The 16,861-nt window shown below is 71.8% G+C and carries 14 protein-coding genes; 3 read left to right on the top strand and 11 right to left on the bottom strand.

Annotated elements, in window-relative coordinates; genetic code table 11:
* Positions 1–164: 164 nt before the first annotated feature.
* The 5 genes from ACW4TU_RS16205 to ACW4TU_RS16225 all read right to left on the bottom strand — a co-directional run bounded on the left by ACW4TU_RS16205 (position 165) and on the right by ACW4TU_RS16225 (position 5,758).
* Positions 165–1,154: a malate dehydrogenase gene (locus tag ACW4TU_RS16205; protein WP_457428522.1), complete on the bottom strand. Its 990-nt coding sequence runs from the start codon at positions 1,152–1,154 to the stop codon at positions 165–167.
* Between the two features lie 401 nt (positions 1,155–1,555).
* A complete protein-coding gene (locus ACW4TU_RS16210; RefSeq protein ID WP_457428523.1) occupies positions 1,556–2,821 on the bottom strand; it encodes an XRE family transcriptional regulator in 1,266 nt (421 codons plus the stop codon).
* A 417-nt stretch (positions 2,822–3,238) separates the two neighbouring features.
* A complete protein-coding gene (locus tag ACW4TU_RS16215; RefSeq protein WP_457428524.1) occupies positions 3,239–3,745 on the bottom strand; it encodes a helix-turn-helix domain-containing protein in 507 nt (168 codons plus the stop codon).
* A 95-nt stretch (positions 3,746–3,840) separates the two neighbouring features.
* Complete coding sequence (locus tag ACW4TU_RS16220; protein WP_457430147.1) at positions 3,841–4,476, bottom strand: DUF3017 domain-containing protein; 636 nt, start codon at positions 4,474–4,476, stop codon at positions 3,841–3,843.
* A gap of 427 nt (positions 4,477–4,903) precedes the next feature.
* Entirely contained in the window at positions 4,904–5,758 is an 855-nt protein-coding gene (locus tag ACW4TU_RS16225; RefSeq protein WP_457428525.1) for a bifunctional methylenetetrahydrofolate dehydrogenase/methenyltetrahydrofolate cyclohydrolase, read from the bottom strand.
* A 267-nt stretch (positions 5,759–6,025) separates the two neighbouring features.
* On the opposite strand from ACW4TU_RS16225, the gene ACW4TU_RS16230 reads away from it, so the two are divergent.
* Complete coding sequence (locus ACW4TU_RS16230; RefSeq protein ID WP_457428526.1) at positions 6,026–6,718, top strand: RDD family protein; 693 nt, start codon at positions 6,026–6,028, stop codon at positions 6,716–6,718.
* A gap of 214 nt (positions 6,719–6,932) precedes the next feature.
* Here the strand turns inward: ACW4TU_RS16230 and purH are convergent, their stop codons facing one another.
* Both purH and purN read right to left on the bottom strand, forming a co-directional pair.
* On the bottom strand, positions 6,933–8,504 hold the full coding sequence (gene purH / locus ACW4TU_RS16235) for a bifunctional phosphoribosylaminoimidazolecarboxamide formyltransferase/IMP cyclohydrolase (RefSeq protein ID WP_457430149.1): 1,572 nt from the start codon (positions 8,502–8,504) through the stop codon (positions 6,933–6,935).
* A gap of 17 nt (positions 8,505–8,521) precedes the next feature.
* Entirely contained in the window at positions 8,522–9,151 is a 630-nt protein-coding gene (purN, locus tag ACW4TU_RS16240; protein ID WP_457428527.1) for a phosphoribosylglycinamide formyltransferase, read from the bottom strand.
* A gap of 308 nt (positions 9,152–9,459) precedes the next feature.
* Here purN and ACW4TU_RS16245 point away from each other — a divergent pair, with 308 nt between their 5' ends.
* The gene (locus ACW4TU_RS16245) at positions 9,460–10,263 is read left to right on the top strand and encodes a hypothetical protein (RefSeq protein ID WP_457428528.1); all 804 of its coding nucleotides are present in this window, start codon (positions 9,460–9,462) and stop codon (positions 10,261–10,263) included.
* 24 nt (positions 10,264–10,287) lie between these two features.
* On the opposite strand, the gene ACW4TU_RS16250 is transcribed toward ACW4TU_RS16245, so the two are convergent.
* Positions 10,288–11,958 carry a cell division protein PerM gene (locus ACW4TU_RS16250; RefSeq protein ID WP_457428529.1) on the bottom strand — a complete coding sequence of 557 codons (1,671 nt, stop codon included), beginning with the start codon at positions 11,956–11,958 and terminating at the stop codon, positions 10,288–10,290.
* 97 nt (positions 11,959–12,055) lie between these two features.
* Here ACW4TU_RS16250 and ACW4TU_RS16255 point away from each other — a divergent pair, with 97 nt between their 5' ends.
* A complete protein-coding gene (locus tag ACW4TU_RS16255; RefSeq protein WP_457428530.1) occupies positions 12,056–13,135 on the top strand; it encodes a helix-turn-helix domain-containing protein in 1,080 nt (359 codons plus the stop codon).
* Between the two features lie 76 nt (positions 13,136–13,211).
* On the opposite strand, the gene sucD is transcribed toward ACW4TU_RS16255, so the two are convergent.
* The 3 genes from sucD to ACW4TU_RS16270 all read right to left on the bottom strand — a co-directional run bounded on the left by sucD (position 13,212) and on the right by ACW4TU_RS16270 (position 16,848).
* Positions 13,212–14,096: a succinate--CoA ligase subunit alpha gene (gene sucD, locus ACW4TU_RS16260; protein WP_398402097.1), complete on the bottom strand. Its 885-nt coding sequence runs from the start codon at positions 14,094–14,096 to the stop codon at positions 13,212–13,214.
* Positions 14,097–14,117: 21 nt separating this feature from the next.
* Positions 14,118–15,296: an ADP-forming succinate--CoA ligase subunit beta gene (gene sucC, locus ACW4TU_RS16265; protein ID WP_457428531.1), complete on the bottom strand. Its 1,179-nt coding sequence runs from the start codon at positions 15,294–15,296 to the stop codon at positions 14,118–14,120.
* Between the two features lie 658 nt (positions 15,297–15,954).
* On the bottom strand, positions 15,955–16,848 hold the full coding sequence (locus ACW4TU_RS16270) for a hypothetical protein (protein ID WP_457428532.1): 894 nt from the start codon (positions 16,846–16,848) through the stop codon (positions 15,955–15,957).
* Positions 16,849–16,861: the final 13 nt, after the last annotated feature.

The following is a 16,861-nucleotide window of genomic DNA, read 5'->3' on the forward strand; positions in this document are numbered from 1 at the left end:
TTGACAGCCGATCAGCATACGGGGACGGACGTTCCGGGGACAGCGGATTGTCAGGGCCCGTAGGCCGTGCTCACGGAGGAGGCGGTGGCGCGGGCGGCGCCGGACAAACCCGAGCCCCGTCCGGCCGAAGCCTGAACGGGGCTCGTGAGAAGAGCTGTTGGGGCTCAGATGAGGCCGAGGCCGCGCACCGCTTCGCGCTCCTCCGCCAGCTCCTGCACCGAGGCGTCGATGCGGGCGCGGGAGAACTCGTTGATGTCCAGGCCCTGGACGATCTCGTACACGCCGTCCTTCGTGGTGACCGGGAAGGAGGAGATGAGGCCCTCCGGGACGCCGTACGAGCCGTCGGACGGGATGCCCATGGAGGCCCAGTCGCCGTCGGCCGTGCCGTTGACCCAGGTGTGGATGTGGTCGATGGCGGCGTTGGCCGCGGAGGCGGCGGAGGACGCGCCACGGGCCTCGATGATCGCGGCGCCGCGCTTGGCGACGGTCGGGATGAAGTCCTCGGCGAGCCACTTCTCGTCGCTCACGACCTCGGCGGCGTTCTTGCCGCCGACGGTGGCGTGGAAGATGTCGGGGTACTGGGTGGCGGAGTGGTTGCCCCAGATCGTCAGCCGCTTGATGTCGGCGACCGTCGAGCCCGTCTTCTTCGCGAGCTGCGTGAGCGCGCGGTTGTGGTCGAGGCGGGTCATCGCGGTGAAGCGCTCGGCCGGTACGTCCGGAGCGGCGGCCTGCGCGATCAGCGCGTTGGTGTTGGCCGGGTTGCCGACGACGAGGACCTTGATGTCGTCCGCGGCGTTGTCGTTGATGGCCTTGCCCTGGGGCTTGAAGATGCCGCCGTTGGCCTCCAGGAGGTCACCGCGCTCCATGCCCTTGGTGCGGGGGCGGGCGCCGACCAGCAGGCCCACGTTCGCGCCGGCGAAGGCCACGTTCGGGTCGTCCGTGATGTCGATGCCCTGGAGCAGCGGGAAGGCGCAGTCGTCCAGCTCCATCGCGGTGCCCTCGGCGGCCTTGAGCGCCGGGGTGATCTCCAGGAGGCGGAGCTTGACCGGCACGTCCGCGCCGAGCAGCTGGCCGGAGGCGATACGGAAGAGCAGGGCGTAACCGATCTGGCCGGCCGCGCCGGTGACGGTGACGTTCACGGGAGTGCGGGTCATGGCGTTCTCCGTAGGACAGCTGGCGGTGGGGCGTCGCTGCCCCGGTTCGGATGATCGATCTCTTGGCGTCAAGAGAGATCCGCCGTCAGGCTATCGCGCATCCGGGATCCCGGATGTACGGGTCCCGTGTGGCCCACCCCACAGCGCCGAGTTCGCGGAGTCCCGTTCGCTGTGTCGCGTCCACAGTGTCCCGGCCGGCGACGGCCGCTCGTCCGGAGGGGGGAGTGACGAGCGACCGTCGCCCGGGGACCGACGGTGCCGGACTCCGCGGGGGTACTTTCCCCGCCTGCCCCGAACCGGGCCGGGCATTCCCCTCGTACGGCGATTCCGTACGAGGAGAGGGTGCCGTGGCCCCGCGCCCCACCGCGTGCGGCCCGACCGGGTGCGGTCCTACCGCGTACCTACTGGGTGCAGCCCTTCTGCCCGGTCGCCTTGAGCGTGACGCACGCCGTCGCGTCGCCCGCGTCCTTCACGGCCACCATCGGCGTGTACGCGTCGGTGTCCGTGTCGACCGCGCCGGTCTGCTTCGCCGCGCCCGAGGCGGTGACGTCGACCTGGTCGCCCGGGGCCGCCTGGGTGATGCGCGCCCACGCCGCCTGGCAGGTCTTGCTGTAGCGGACCTCGACGAGCGTGGTGCCGACGGTGACGCTGTTGGCGGTCTGCGCCAACTGGCCCCCGCAGCCCATGTTCTCCGGGTCCTTGCCGGTGCACGCGGCACCGCTGCACTTCACACCGATCGGCAGGTCGGTATTCGTGTCGGCCGAGATGGTCGGCGACGCGCTCGGCTTGCTCGCCACCGGCGTGTCGTCGCCCTGGTTGGTGAACCACCAGGCCGCCGCGACCACCACCGACGCCCCCACGACGCCCGCGAGGAACATCGTGAGCCGCCGCTTGCGCCGCGAACCGCCTGATCCGCCTGATCCGCCGCTGCCTGCCGGCCGGGCGTCCTGCGGCGGACCGCCGGGCGACCCCGTGGGCGTACCGGGAGTCCAGGGCGGCGCGCTGGGAAAGCCGGGTGTCCCGGACGGTCCCGGGGTCGAGGCCGGGCGCCCCCCGGCGCCGCCTCTCGACGCCGGTCCCTGGTACCCGGCCATGCCCCACGAGTTGCTCTCGGCCGAGACGGAACCCGACGAACTCGCGGAACTCACCGAGCCGCCGGAAACACCGCCCCGGGCCACGCCGGCCCGTACGTCGCCCGCCGAGTCGCGGGTCTCCGTGGCCGTCGGCTGCGGCGGCACGGTCGGGGAGACGCCCGCGGGTCCGGCGATTCCCGGAGTCACCGTCGCGCTCCGGGCGGCCCGCCCGCTCTTGCCGCTCCCGTTCTTCGTCTCGACGGCGGGCGCCCCGAACTCCCCCAGCGCGGCGCGCGCCTGGGAGATCCGGATCGCCTCCATCGTCATGTCGTGGCGCATCTCCGAGCGGCTCCAGGCGCGCTCGGCCAGCTCCCACATCGTGGTCAGGTGCACAGGATTGGTACCGGTGACCTCGGCCAGAGCGACGATCGCGCCCTTGGGCGCGAGCAGCCGGCCGTTGAGATAACGCTCCCACGACGTCTTGCTGTAGCCCGTGCGGTCGGCCACCGCCGCGATGTTCAGGCCGCTGCGGTCCACGAGCCTGCGCAGCTGGCTCGCGAACTCCCTGACCTGCGGATCCAGTTCATCCGGCAAGGCCCTCCAACGAGGCATTGCTTCCCCCCTCATTCCCCCCGGTCGTGCTGGCTGTTCTTCCGTGCGTGGTGCCGTGGATCCTTGGCCGAATCGTCGTCCTGACTGTCCTGACTACCCACACGGATGCGCCCAGTCAGGATCTCGGTTCCCGGGGTGGGGGCGCACGGGAGCATTGTCGGGCCTGAAGGTGCACCGTTGCACGCCCCCGGCCTACGGTCCAGTGTTCCACCGACAGCCCCCACGGCCGACCGAACCCCTGGATAACGCACCGGACACCCCGGACCACCCCGATTGACCACATTAACCCTGTCGCGTTGCGCCCCGGTTGCGGTTCCTCGAACTTATCGACACATCGCCCCACAGAAAGCACAAGAACGGCCACATGGGACGTACGGATGTCACATTCCCTCAACGCCGTCAACCAAAAGCGACAGCGCCGACCACCGCGACGAGCCCGAGCACCAGTACGAGGAGTACGGCGACGAGCAGCACCCTCCGCGACGAGTCCACGGGGACCTCCTCAGAACCCCCGGCGGGCCCGGACCCGGTACCGGACTCCACCCACCACGGAAGGGTGGGCACCTCCTCCTCGTACACCCCGTCCACCCCGTCCTGCCGCTCCGGCTTCGCCGGATCCGGGGCCGGCGGCCGGGGCCAGGCCCGCACCGCCAGCTCCCGGCGGACGCCGAAGCGCTCGGCGTCGGCAGGGGTGAGGCCCGCGACCCGGCACAGGGCGGCTATCGCCTGCTCGGGCGGCGGCTGGGTCGCGTTGAGGTACCGCTGCCAGGAGGACTTGCTGTACGCGGTGCGCGCGCCCAGCGCGGCCAGGCTGAGCCCGGTGCGGTCCTTGAGGAGCCGTACCTGCTCGACAAAGTGCCGCACCTCCGGCGGCAGATCGTCCGGCAGCGGCTGCCAGGCGCTCATCGCGCGTCCTCCTCGACGTCGTCGGCCGGTCCGAGGCATTTGACGACGTCAGAGGGGTGAACGGTTCCCGCCGGGGCGAAGTACGGTCGACGGCCCTACCCGCCCTGGCTGCTGATCGTGTAGTGCAGCGTGTCGTCCAGGAACGGGATCGTCAGCCACGGCTTCGGCTGCGCCATCATCGCCAGCAGCACGATGGCCGTGCCCAGCACCGTGTACGTGACCATGTCCGTGAACCGGGACCGGACGGCGAGCATGCCGACGTCCGGCACCACCCAGCGCAGCAGCGCGCCGGCCAGCAGCGCGGCCCCGATCAGCAGCAGCCCGTACCGGAACACGTCGAGCGCGGTGATCAGGAGCCCGATTCCGACCGTGCCCAGCACGACGAGGATCGGCCACTGCCGCACCGGCGCCGGCGCGTCCCCGGGAGCCGCCCGGCCGCCTCCCTCGGGTCGCGCGGTGTCCCGCGTGAAGAGGGGGAAGCGACGCGTCGTACGCCGGGGACGCCCTTCGGCGTCCGGCGCGCTGACGGGGTCGACGACGGTGGGCTCGGGCACCTCACCGGACACCACCGCGGCGTCGGCGCCCAGACCACTCCGCCCGGACACTCCACGACCCTCGGACACCCTGGCGGCCTCACGCACCCCGCCTGCCCTGGACGCCGCGCGGGTCTCGGATGCGCCGCCAGCCTCGCGGTCCGCGCCGGCCTCACGCACCTGGCGCGACTCGGACATTCCGCCCGCCTCAGACGCCCCATCAGCCTCGCGGGCCCCGCCAGCCTCACGCACCCCGCCCGGCTCGGACACCCCGCGGGCCCTGTCGGCCTCACGCACCCCGCCCGACTCGGACACCCCGCGGGCCCTGTCGGCCTCACGCACCCCGCCCGACTCGGACGCGCCGCAGGCCTCGGACGCGCCGCCGGTCTCACGCACCCGGCCCGGCTCGGACACCCCGCCCGGCTCGGAGACCCCGCGGGCCTCGGACGCGCCGCCAGCCTCAGGCACCCGGCCCGGCTCGGACGCCCCGCCCGGCTCAGACACTGTGCCCGACTCAGATACCCGGCGTGCCTCGGACGCCACGCCCGACTCGAGCACCCAGGTGTCGGACGTGTCGCCGCCGGGCGTCCTGCGCCCGCCGTCCGCCGTCCGCCTGTCCTCCGCCTCAGCCGACACTGCGCTCCGCCGCCTCGACCACGTTGACGAGCAGCTGGGCGCGGGTCATCGGGCCGACTCCGCCGGGGTTCGGGGAGATCCAGGCGGCGACCTCGGCCACGCCCGGGTGGACGTCGCCCACGATCTTGCCCTCGTCGTTGCGCGAGACACCGACGTCGAGGACGGCGGCGCCCGGCTTCACGTCCTCGGGGCGGACCAGGTGGGGCGAGCCCGCGGCGGCGACGATGATGTCGGCGCGGCGGAGGTGTGCGGCCAGGTCACGCGTGCCCGTGTGGCACTGCGTCACCGTCGCGTTCTCGCTGCGCCGGGTGAGCAGCAGCGGCATCGGGCGGCCGATGGTGACACCGCGGCCGACGACCACGACCTCCGCGCCCTTGATCTCGACGCCGTGGCTGCGGAGCAGCGTGAGGATGCCGTTGGGGGTGCAGGGCAGCGGGGCCGGCTCGTTCAGGACGAGACGGCCGAGGTTCATCGGGTGGAGGCCGTCCGCGTCCTTGTCGGGGTCCATCAGTTCGAGGACGCGGTTCTCGTCGATGCCCTTGGGGAGGGGCAGCTGGACGATGTAGCCGGTGCAGGCGGGGTCCTCGTTCAGCTCGCGGACCGCCGCCTCGATCTCCTCCTGGGTGGCCGTGGCGGGCAGTTCACGCTGGATGGAGGCGATGCCCACCTGCGCGCAGTCGCGGTGCTTGCCGGCGACGTACTTCTGGCTGCCGGGGTCTTCCCCGACGAGGATCGTGCCGAGGCCGGGCGTGACGCCCTTCTCCTTCAGGGCCGCCACGCGGGCGGTCAGATCGGACTTGATCGCGGCTGCGGTGGCCTTGCCATCGAGAATCTGGGCGGTCATGCCCCCCATCCTCCCGGATGACCCGGTCCAGGTTCCAATCCGGGTCCCACTGGGACAGCACGGCGCCCGTCCGCCCGCATCCCGCCATGATCAGCGATGTTGCACTTGCACAACACCTGCGGCCTGCGGCTGGACAACAACTTGCCTCCCCTAGAAGCATGTCCGGCGCAGTATCGCGGTTGATGTTCGGGGGGAAAACCGCTCAGAACGTGATGTTCCTCCGCGCGATCCGCATCGTCCCCAGCTGTGCAACGGAGGAATCCCACCATGAGTTTCGGCTCTCCCAACAACCCGTACGGTCAGCCGCAGGACCCGCAGCAGCCCGGATACGGCTACCCGCAACAGGGCCAGCAGCCCCCTGGCTACGGCTACCCGCAGGCGCCCCAGGGTGTCCCGCCGCAGCAGGGCTACGGCTACCCGCAACAGGGTTACGGCTACCCCCAGCAGCCGGGTTACCCGGGCGGTCCCGGTCCCACGGTCGCCTCGATGGGCCGCCGACTGGGCGCCCGCCTGATCGACGGGGTGATCCTCTCCGCCATCTACATCGGGTTCAGCTTCGCGGGTATCGCCGGGACGGCCAACGCGATCCAGGACTGCGACCCGAACGCGACCAACTACGAGAGCTGCGTCAACGACGCCAGCGGCAACATCGTGGCCTCCATGGGCGCGGTGTTCGGCGTCCTGGTGATCGCGGGTCTGCTGTACGAGTGGCTGATGACCGGCCTGTTGGGCGCGACCCTCGGCAAGATGGCTGTCGGCATTCGCGTGGCGAAGGCCGACACGGGCCAGAAGCCCGGTCTGGGCTCCGCGTTCATCCGCTGGATCATCCCGGTCGTCGGTGGCTTCGCCTGCGGTATCGGTCAGCTGGTCGTGTACCTGTCCCCGTTCTGGGACAAGTCGGGCCGCCAGATGGGCTGGCACGACAAGGCCGCCAGCACGATGGTCGTGCACAAGCACTGACGCGCGACGAAGCGTCTGCGCCGTTCACCGCCCAGGGCCGTGCCTCACCCGTCAGAGGGGGCACGGCCCGGCTGCGTCGCCCTGCTCCGCTCCCTGCAGCCGTCGCCTGCGGCCCGCCGGACCCTGGGGTATTGGCGGGCCGCGGCCGTACGCGTGGTCCGGCCGGAGTCGATGACCCGGCGGACCCGGCCGGACGCACGGAATCGCGGGAGTCTCAGTGGAAGAAGTGCCGCGTCCCCGTGAAGTACATCGTGACGCCCGCCTTCCGCGCCGCCTCCACGACCAGCTCGTCCCGCAGCGAACCGCCGGGCTGGACCACGGCCTTGACGCCGGCGGCCGTCAGGATCTCCAGGCCGTCGGGGAACGGGAAGAAGGCGTCCGAGGCCGCGTACGCGCCGCGCGCCCGCTCCTCCCCCGCCCGCTCGACCGCCAGCTTCGCCGAGTCGACACGGTTGACCTGGCCCATGCCGACGCCGACCGAGGCACCGCCCCTGGCCAGCAGGATGGCGTTGGACTTGACGGCCCGGCACGCCTTCCAGGCGAAGGCGAGTTCCGCGAGCTCGGCCGCGGACAGTGCCTCGCCCGTCGCCAGGGTCCAGTGGGCCGGGTCGTCGCCGTCGGCCTGGAGCCGGTCCGTCACCTGGAGCAGCACACCGCCGTCGATCGGCTTGACCTCGACCGGGTTGGCGGGCGCGCCGGCGGCCTTGAGCACCCGGATGTTCTTCTTCCTGGCGAGGACTTCCAGCGCCCCCTCCTCGTAGCCGGGCGCGACGATGACCTCGGTGAAGATCTCCGCGACCTGCTCCGCCAGCTCCTTGCTGACCGGCCGGTTGACGGCGATCACACCGCCGAACGCCGACAGCGGGTCGCACGCGTGCGCCTTGCGATGCGCCTCGGCGACGTCCGCGCCGACCGCGATACCGCACGGGTTGGCGTGCTTGATGATCGCGACACAGGGCTCGTCGTGGTCGTACGCGGCACGGCGGGCGGCGTCCGTGTCCGTGTAGTTGTTGTACGACATCTCCTTGCCGTGCAGCTGCTCGGCCTTGGCGAGACCGCCGTTCGTGCCGTTGACGTACAGGGCGGCGGGCTGGTGCGGGTTCTCGCCGTAGCGGAGGGTGTTCTCGCGCTCCCAGGTGGCGCCGAGGAAGTCGGGGAACTGGGACTCGTCGACGGGGGCGTACGACGACGCGAACCAGGAGGCCACCGCCACGTCGTACGCGGCCGTGTGCTGGAAGGCCTCCGCGGCGAGGCGCTTGCGGGTGGTGAGGTCGAAGCCGCCGGTCCGTACGGCGCTCAGCACGTCGGCGTACCGCGCCGGGCTGGTGACCACGGCCACCGACGGGTGGTTCTTGGCGGCGGCGCGGACCATCGACGGGCCGCCGATGTCGATCTGCTCCACGCACTCGTCGGGCGAGGCGCCGGAGGCGACCGTCTCGCGGAACGGGTAGAGGTTGACGACGACCAGGTCGAAGGGCTCGACGCCCAGCTCGGCGAGCTGGGTACGGTGGTCCTCCAGGCGCAGGTCGGCGAGGATGCCCGCGTGCACCTTGGGGTGCAGGGTCTTGACCCGGCCGTCCAGGCACTCGGGGAAGCCGGTGAGCTCCTCGACCTTGGTGACGGGGACGCCGGCGGCGGCGATCCGGGCCGCCGTCGATCCCGTGGAGACGAGTTCCACGCCCGCCTCGTGCAGGCCACGGGCCAGCTCTTCCAGACCGGTCTTGTCGTAGACGCTGACGAGCGCCCGGCGAAGGGCCCGCTTGTTGCTCTCGGCCGTGACAGTGATGTCGGCGGTGTCGGCGGTCACTGGATAACTACCTTTCGTCCCTCAATGCGATAGCCGTTGCGGGCGAGCCGCCCCACGACATCGACGAGCAGCCTTCGCTCGACTTCCTTGATGCGCTCGTGCAGAGCGCTCTCGTCGTCCTCGTCCCGGATCTCCACCACGCCCTGAGCGATGATCGGTCCGGTGTCGACGCCGTCGTCGACGAAGTGGACGGTGCAGCCGGTGACCCTCGCGCCGTACGCGAGCGCGTCGCGAACGCCGTGGGCCCCCGGGAAACTGGGCAGCAGGGCGGGATGCGTGTTGACGAACCGCCCGCCGAACAGGGCCAGGAACTCCTTGCCCACGATCTTCATGAACCCGGCGGAGACGACCAGATCGGGTTCGTACGCGGCCACCGCCCCGGCGAGCGCCGCGTCCCACTCCGCTCGGGTGCCGTGGTCCTTCACCCGGCACACGAAGGTCGGCAGCCCGGCGCGCTCCGCGCGCGCGAGTCCCTCGATGCCGTCGCGGTCGGCCCCGACGGCGACGATCTCGGCCCCGTAGGCCCCGGTGCCGATGGCCGCGACGGTGTCGAGGAGCGCCTGCAGGTTCGTACCGGATCCGGAGACCAGCACGACAAGACGCTTGGCGGCCTGGGACTCGGCCACGGCGGGGCCCTTTCTCGGGGGAGCGGTTTGTGCGGGCGGCTCGTGTATTCATACGAATGCTTCGCGCCCCGGGATACGGGGAAGTCTACGAAGCGGCCGACCGGCAGCAACGATACCGGCACTGCGGACAGCCCCCACGGGACGGGGGCGTGGCCGGAAGGTAGCGTCTGGGAGGAGCCGGTCCGGGAACGCGGTGGTCATGCGGTGCGTTCACGGGGTGGCGGCTCATGCCGAACAGCCGTAATGGACAGCCGTATCGACAGCCGTGAACCGACGGCCGTGATCAACAAGGGGAAGACGCTCACTTGATGTCGGACCGCAGCCTGCGACTCCTCACGCTCACCCCGCAGTCTGTGCTGCTGCGGGAGCGCCCCGCGTCGCCGCCCGACGCGCCCTCGGGCAAGAAGAACGGCGACACCGGCGCGAACGACGGTCAGGGAAGCGCGGCCCAGGACGACAACCCGTTCGCGCCGCCGCCGGAGGGCACACCGGACAAGCCCTGGCAGCCCCGGCGTCCGGAGGGTGACGACGCCTCCGGCGACGGCGGTGACTCACCATGGGGCAGCCTGTGGAGCGACCGGCAGCCCGGCCGTTCCCCGGGCGTCTTCGGCGACCGCTCCGGCCGGTCCGGCGGACAGGGTGGCCAGGGCGGCCCCGAGGGCCAGGGCGGCGGACAGGGCACCAACCCGCGCTGGGACCCGATGGACCCGGCCCAGCGCCAGGCGCGGTACGCACTGCTGTGCGGTATGTGGGCCTTCTTCTTCGCCCTCTTCAGCTGGCCGTACGTGGCGCTGCTGCTCGGCGCGCTCGCCCTGAACTGGGGCATCGGCGCCCTGCGCGCCAAGCCCCGCACCCCGAACCCGGACATCCCGGCACCCCCTCAGGGCGCGGGCGGCACGGCCGGCGCGGGCCGACAGCAGCGGACGGCCGCGATCAGCGGCCTGGTCACGGCCTCCCTGGCACTCCTCATGGTCGCCGGGACGTTCAGCCTCCAGTTCATGTACCGCGACTACTACACGTGCGCGAACGACGCCCTCACGACCACCGCCGAGAAGGCCTGCAACGACCTGCTCCCGAAGCAGCTCAGGGAAGTGTTCGGCACGAACAGCTAGCTCCGGAAACAGCTGTGGCCCCGGCTACGGCTGAGTCCGAGTCTCCTCCGGCTCCGGTGGCGGCGTGGCCGACGACGCCTCCTTGAGCGCTGCCCAGCGGGCCTCGCGGGACGCGGTGTCGTCGTACCAGGGCGAGGGCGGCGGCGGGGGCGGGGGCGGCGATGACGGTGACGGCAGGTCGGTGGGCAGGAAGTCGTAGACGGCCTCCAGCTCGTAGGGGTCATCGGCCTCGTAGGCGTCGTCGGCCGCCGTCGCGTGCGGCTTCCTCTTCCCGTCGGATGCCGCCGGGGGCGTCAGCTTCAGCGTGCCGTTGTCCGTGCCGGTGTCCTTCGGCCGCTTCCGCAGCCGCCACGCACGCAGCCCCAGGGCCGTCGGTACGGCGACGGCGGCCGTCCACACCAGCGTCGCCGCGCCCGTCTGCCACCACACCGGGCCGACATGGGCGAGAGCGTTGCTCCCGAGTGGCCCGCCGGCCAGCGCGGCCAGCGTCGCGAGTGCGCCCGCGCACAGAGCGGCGGCAAGACCCGCGTTCGCGGCGGTACGCCCACCCGGCCATGGCGCCTTTCCTTCCTCCGGCGCTGCCGCCCGCGCCGTGAACCAGGCCACGGTCAGCCCCGCAGCCACCGGTACCGCGGTGACCGCCCAGGTCAGCGGGGTGCCGGGCCCGGCGTCCGGTACCGCCGACAGCAGCGGGAACGGCGGCAGCAGCGGCGCCGGGTCGGAGGCCGGCGGACCGGTGACATGGCCCGCGCCGAGTGCGAACCCCGGGCCGAGGGCGTAGGCCGCGCCCCACAGCGCCGCGTTGGGGATCAGGGCCAGACAGAGCAGCAGTACGGCGATCCGGCCCGACCACGCCTCCGTCAGCTGGAGGAAGGAGGCCCGGGCGGCCCCGCCGTGCCCCACCAGCGACACCGCGACGAGCAGCGCCCCGCCCCCGACGAACACCGCGGTTCCGGCCCCGGCGGCCCGCACGACGGCCAGTCCCCGGCCACGGGCATCCGGGTCCAGCACGCGCCGGCGTACCCACCTGGGCAGCGGATACAGCACCCGGGGCGGCAGGGGCCCGCACGGACGGCCGTACGCCGTCCACACCCCGGCGCCCGCCGCCGCCATGGCGAGCAGCGGCACACATACGGCCGTCCACGCCCAGTCGGGACGCAGTCCGCCCCCGGCCGCGTACAGCGCGACGGCCCCGCCGACGCCCAGGTACCCGGCGACGACACCGAGCCAGACGGTACGGGCGGGAAGAGGGGGCGCGTCCTCCGTCGCCCCTTCCTCCTCCGGGCCCTCCGTCGCGTCGCGGGCCGCGCGATGCAGCAGCCAGGCCGGGAGCGCGAGCAGCAGGAGCGGAGTGACGCCGACGGGGGCGGGGGCGCCGGACAGGCTGTCCACGCGGACGAGTTCGGCCCCGTGGGCGAGCAGCCAGAGCGCGGCGGCGATGTGCAGCGCGCCGTCGGGTCCGCCGTCCGGGTACGGCGAGCTGATCCACAGCACCATGACGAGCACGGCGAACGAACCGAGCCCGAGCCCGGCCGCGACCGCGCCGCCGAGCAGACCCGCGCCCAGTCCGGGGGAACGGTCACGCAGCCGGTCGCGGAGCCGATCGCGCAACCGGGAACGGCCCCGGGAGCGGACCCGGGTACGCAGGGGCAGGAAGGGGAGCCGGCGGTCGGTCGTCTGGGTCACGAGCGCCATGCTCCCAACGACACGCGCTTTCCCGTCGTAACAGGCGAACTTACGACGTGTCACTCAATATACGTTTTATGTACTTTTCCGCGCGAAGGGGCCCCTGGTGACGCAAAGCCCCGCCATCCCGCTGCCCCCGCCCACCGAACGCCGACGCCTGCGCGAGTCCCAGTCGCTGACGCGGGCTCAGGTCGCCGAACGGGTGGGCGTCAGCCGCGAGACGGTACGCGCGTGGGAGACCGGCCGCACGACACCGCGCGGACGCAGGGCACAGACGTACGCGAGCCTGCTGGCGTCGGCACCAACAGCAACGCCGGCGCCGGCGCCGGCACCGACCGCCGTCACGGCCACCGAAGAGACGGCCGCCGAAGAGACGCCCTCCGTCGCCCCCCTGACGCCCGCTCAGGCCTTCGACGCGCTTTACGCGTTCTGCGCCCCTGCCCTCGTACGGCAGACCTATCTCCTCACCGGGCGACGGGAGTTGGCGCGCGAGTCTGTCGAACAGGCGTTCCAGTTGGCCTGGCATCGCTGGCCCGAGGTGGCCGTGGACCCGGACCCGGCGGGGTGGGTACGGGCCACGGCGTACGAGTGCGCCCTCTCCCCCTGGCACCGCTTCCGCGGTCGCCACCGCCACCCGGAGGCCCCGCCCGCCGACCCGGCCGACCGCGCGCTGCTGTCCGCCCTGCTGACACTCCCCCCGCCGTACCGCCGCACGCTGCTCCTCCACGACGGTCTGGGCCTCGGCCTGCCCGAGACGGCCGCGGAGACGGAGGCGAGCACCCGGGCGGCGGCGGGCAGGCTCCTCCACGCCCGCGAGACGGTGGCGACCCGTCTGCCGGACCTCACGGACCCCACCCACCTCGCGCCCCGCCTGGCGGGCCTGGCCACCCACGCCCGGCTGCGCGCCGCCCGCCCCTCGTCCGTCCGCGCGGGCAGCGAACGCCGCGCCCGGAACTGGACCCGGGCGGCGATCGCCTTCACCGTCGCCCTGATCGGCGCCACCACGTTCACCCTGCGCACGGCCCCGACACACTACGAGCCACCGGTGTCCCCGGGAACAACAGTGCAGGGGGTACCGCCACGGGCGGCCCCGGGACCGTTGTCCCGGAAGGAACGGAGCCTCCGCGAAAGACTCCGGAACACGACGACGAGCGGCCCGGAGAGGGTCCTGCCGGTGCCCAGGTGAGACACGCACGCCAGTGGGCCCGCCCCAGCGAAGGGAACGGGCCCACATGGATTCAGCTCAGTACCGCGAACAGACGTCAGCCGGCGAGGATCTCACGCGCCAGCTTCGCCGTCTCGGTCGGCGTCTTGCCGACCTTGACACCGGCGGCCTCAAGGGCCTCCTTCTTCGCGGCGGCCGTACCCGACGAGCCGGAGACGATGGCACCGGCGTGGCCCATCGTCTTGCCCTCGGGGGCCGTGAAGCCCGCGACGTAACCGACGACCGGCTTCGTCACGTTCTTCGCGATGAAGTCCGCGGCACGCTCCTCGGCGTCACCACCGATCTCACCGATCATCACGATCAGGTCGGTGTCGGGGTCCGCCTCGAACGCGGCCAGCGCGTCGATGTGCGTCGTCCCGATGACCGGGTCGCCACCGATACCGACCGCCGACGAGAAGCCGATGTCACGCAGCTCGTACATCATCTGGTACGTCAGCGTGCCGGACTTCGAGACCAGACCGATCCGGCCCGGCTTCGTGATGTCGCCCGGGATGATGCCGGCGTTCGACTGGCCCGGGGTGATGAGACCGGGGCAGTTCGGGCCGATGATGCGGGTCTTGTTGCCCTTCGACTTCGCGTACGCCCAGAAGGCGGCGGAGTCGTGGACGGCGATGCCCTCGGTGATGACGACCGCGAGGGGGATCTCCGCGTCGATCGCCTCGACCACGGCGGCCTTGGCGAAGGCCGGCGGTACGAAGAGGACCGATACGTTCGCGCCCGTCTTCTCGATCGCCTCGGCGACCGTGCCGAAGACCGGGATCTCGGTGCCGTCGATGTCGACGGAGGTGCCCGCCTTGCGCGGGTTCACGCCGCCGACGATGTTGGAACCGTCCGCCAGCATGAGCTTGGTGTGCTTCATGCCCGTGGCACCGGTCATGCCCTGGACGATGATCTTGCTGTCCTTGTTCAGGAAGATAGCCATGGCTGTTCTGTCCCTCTTCCCTTACTTCGCAGCCGCGAGCTCGGCGGCCTTGTCGGCCGCGCCGTCCATGGTGTCCACACGCTGGACCAGCGGGTGGTTGGCGTCGGAGAGGATCTTGCGACCCAGCTCGGCGTTGTTGCCGTCGAGACGGACGACGAGGGGCTTGGAGACTTCCTCGCCCTTGTCCGCGAGCAGCTGCAGCGCCTGCACGATGCCGTTGGCGACCTCGTCGCAGGCGGTGATGCCGCCGAAGACGTTGACGAACACGGACTTGACGTCCGGGTCGCCGAGGATGATCTCCAGGCCGTTCGCCATGACGGCGGCGGAGGCGCCACCGCCGATGTCGAGGAAGTTGGCGGGCTTGACCCCACCGTGCGCCTCACCGGCGTACGCGACGACGTCGAGGGTGCTCATGACGAGACCCGCGCCGTTGCCGATGATGCCGACCTCACCGTCGAGCTTGACGTAGTTGAGGTTCTTGGCCTTCGCGGCGGCCTCGAGCGGGTTGGCCGCGTCCTTGTCCTCAAGTGCCTCGTGCTCCGGCTGGCGGAACTCGGCGTTCTCGTCCAGCGACACCTTGCCGTCGAGGGCGATGACCTTGCCGGAGGCGACCTTGGCGAGGGGGTTGACCTCGACGAGGAGGGCGTCCTCCTTGATGAAGGTGTCCCACAGGGTCACGAGGATCTCGGCGACCTGCTCGGCGACCTCGGCCGGGAACTTCGCCTGGGCGACGATCTCGCGGGCCTTCTCGATCGAGACACCCTCGTTGGCGTCGACCGGGACCTTCGCGAGGGCCTCGGGGTTCTCCTCCGCGACGACCTCGATCTCCACGCCGCCCTGGACGGACGCCATGGCGAGGAAGGTGCGGTTGGTGCGGTCGAGGAGGTACGAGACGTAGTACTCCTCGACGATCTCGGGGGCGGTCTCGGCGATCATCACCTTGTGGACCGTGTGGCCCTTGATGTCCATGCCGAGGATGTCCGTCGCACGGGCGACGGCCTCGTCCGGGGTGGCGGCGAGCTTCACGCCGCCGGCCTTTCCACGCCCACCGACCTTCACCTGCGCCTTGATGACGGACTTGCCGCCCAGTCGCTCGGTCGCCGCGCGCGCCGCCTCAGGCGTGTCGATGACTTCACCGGCCAGCACCGGTACACCGTGCTTGGCGAAGAGGTCCCTCGCCTGGTACTCGAACAGGTCCACGCGCGTCCGTCCCTATCAGTGATCTCGCCGCTCAGCGGTCTGCTGTCTGCGTGGGCGTGCCGCGATGGGCAACGTGACGTCCGCTGTGTCACAGGGGTGGCGCACACGATGTCCGAGCGCGCGGCATGTCCGTCCCGCAGGTTATCGCCGCACCACGCAGGTCCCTAAATCAGGAATCACACCTGAGCGGTGATACCTGTCACAGAGTGCCACTGACGACCCGGGATCGGCCCCGAATCGGCTTCGGATCGGCCCGCGCGAGAGGCGTAAAGACGCGTTACGAACGCATAGGGGCGCAAAGGTGAGGCCTCACCGGGCTGGGGTGGGCCCGGTGAGGCCCCTGGAAGGCCCGCCAACAGCTTTGACGGTCCTCCGGCAAGCGGTTCCCCACCCCTGAGGGAGCCGCCCGCCGATGCCCGCCGGGCCCGCCCTGACCGGACCGATGGCATTCGGCCGTACGGGGGCTTTCCCGGCGGAGTCCGGAAGTCCGCACGTCAGGCGTGCGGAGGTCGGGCGTGCGGAGGTCAGCTCGGATGCGCGGAGACCGGTTTCCTGGCCGGCACTCCGTGCAGTCGCGCGCGTTTTCGAACCGACGGACGGTTTCACGCACGGCGACGGAAAAAGAACCGACGGGACCGGAAGGGAGAGCAAGCCGTGTCTAGGCGGGACTTACCGGAACGTCCCGGTACCTCGCCCCGGCCTCGGCACCGACAACGACCGGCGCAACCCCCGGTACGAGGCACACCGACACCCGCCGGCTCGACGTGACGGCATACCCATCGCCGTGCCCACCCTGCCGGGGACCGCCGGCGTCGACGACCGCCCGATCACCGAACGCCCCGTGGGACACCCCGTTGTCCGGCACGTCCCCAGGCGCCTGACGGACGGACGCCCGCGAGACGTCCACGCCACCCCGGTCGCCGGCCGCCACACCACGGACGTCCGCGGCAGCACCGACCCGGCCGAGGAACCGAGGACCGTACGCGACCTCACCCCGCTGCGTCCGGGCAGCGGACGCCGACGGGGTCTTCTTCAGCGGCGAGGACGATGCCGGGGACGAGGGGGAAGCAGAGGACGCGGGAGAAGCAGGAGACGCGGGGGCGGCAGGCGACGTGGGCACGCCCGGAAGCACGGGCGGCACAGGAATCTCCGGGAGCGCCGGCAACTCGGGGAGTTCCGGGAGCACCGGGAGCACCGGGAGTGCGGGGAGTGCGGGGAGTGCGGGGAGTGCGGGTAACGCGGGAACTTCAGGAAGCGTCGGGAGGGCAGGCAACGTCGGCGCCTGTGCCGAGACCTCCGCGGAGACCTCCGCCACCTTCTCGGTCACTGCCTCCACCAGACCACCAACCGGTGGCCCGGCCTTCTCGACCACCGGCCGAACCACATCGGCCCGGACCGGCGGCACGCCCTCCGCCGCGTGCGCCCGCTCCCCGCAGAGGAACCCGAACACGAACAACCCGCCCACCAGCACCGCCACTCGCAGGGCGCGCCGCCCCACCGCCGTACGCGTCACACGCAGTACGGCAACGGACAGGGCGGCTGGCCAGTTCAAGAGGACGGACTCT

The organism is Streptomyces kryoterrae (assembly GCF_054072135.1).

What these genes read in the sequence shown, in the direction of transcription:
- ACW4TU_RS16205 (WP_457428522.1), bottom strand. Translation starts at nt 1,154, where the DNA reads ATGACCCGCACTCCCGTGAACGTCACCGTCACCGGCGCGGCCGGCCAG.
- ACW4TU_RS16215 (WP_457428524.1), bottom strand. Translation starts at nt 3,745, where the DNA reads ATGAGCGCCTGGCAGCCGCTGCCGGACGATCTGCCGCCGGAGGTGCGG.
- ACW4TU_RS16220 (WP_457430147.1), bottom strand. Translation starts at nt 4,476, where the DNA reads ATGTCCGAGTCGCGCCAGGTGCGTGAGGCCGGCGCGGACCGCGAGGCT.
- ACW4TU_RS16225 (WP_457428525.1), bottom strand. Translation starts at nt 5,758, where the DNA reads ATGACCGCCCAGATTCTCGATGGCAAGGCCACCGCAGCCGCGATCAAG.
- ACW4TU_RS16230 (WP_457428526.1), top strand. Translation starts at nt 6,026, where the DNA reads ATGAGTTTCGGCTCTCCCAACAACCCGTACGGTCAGCCGCAGGACCCG.
- ACW4TU_RS16245 (WP_457428528.1), top strand. Translation starts at nt 9,460, where the DNA reads ATGTCGGACCGCAGCCTGCGACTCCTCACGCTCACCCCGCAGTCTGTG.
- ACW4TU_RS16250 (WP_457428529.1), bottom strand. Translation starts at nt 11,958, where the DNA reads ATGGCGCTCGTGACCCAGACGACCGACCGCCGGCTCCCCTTCCTGCCC.
- sucD (WP_398402097.1), bottom strand. Translation starts at nt 14,096, where the DNA reads ATGGCTATCTTCCTGAACAAGGACAGCAAGATCATCGTCCAGGGCATG.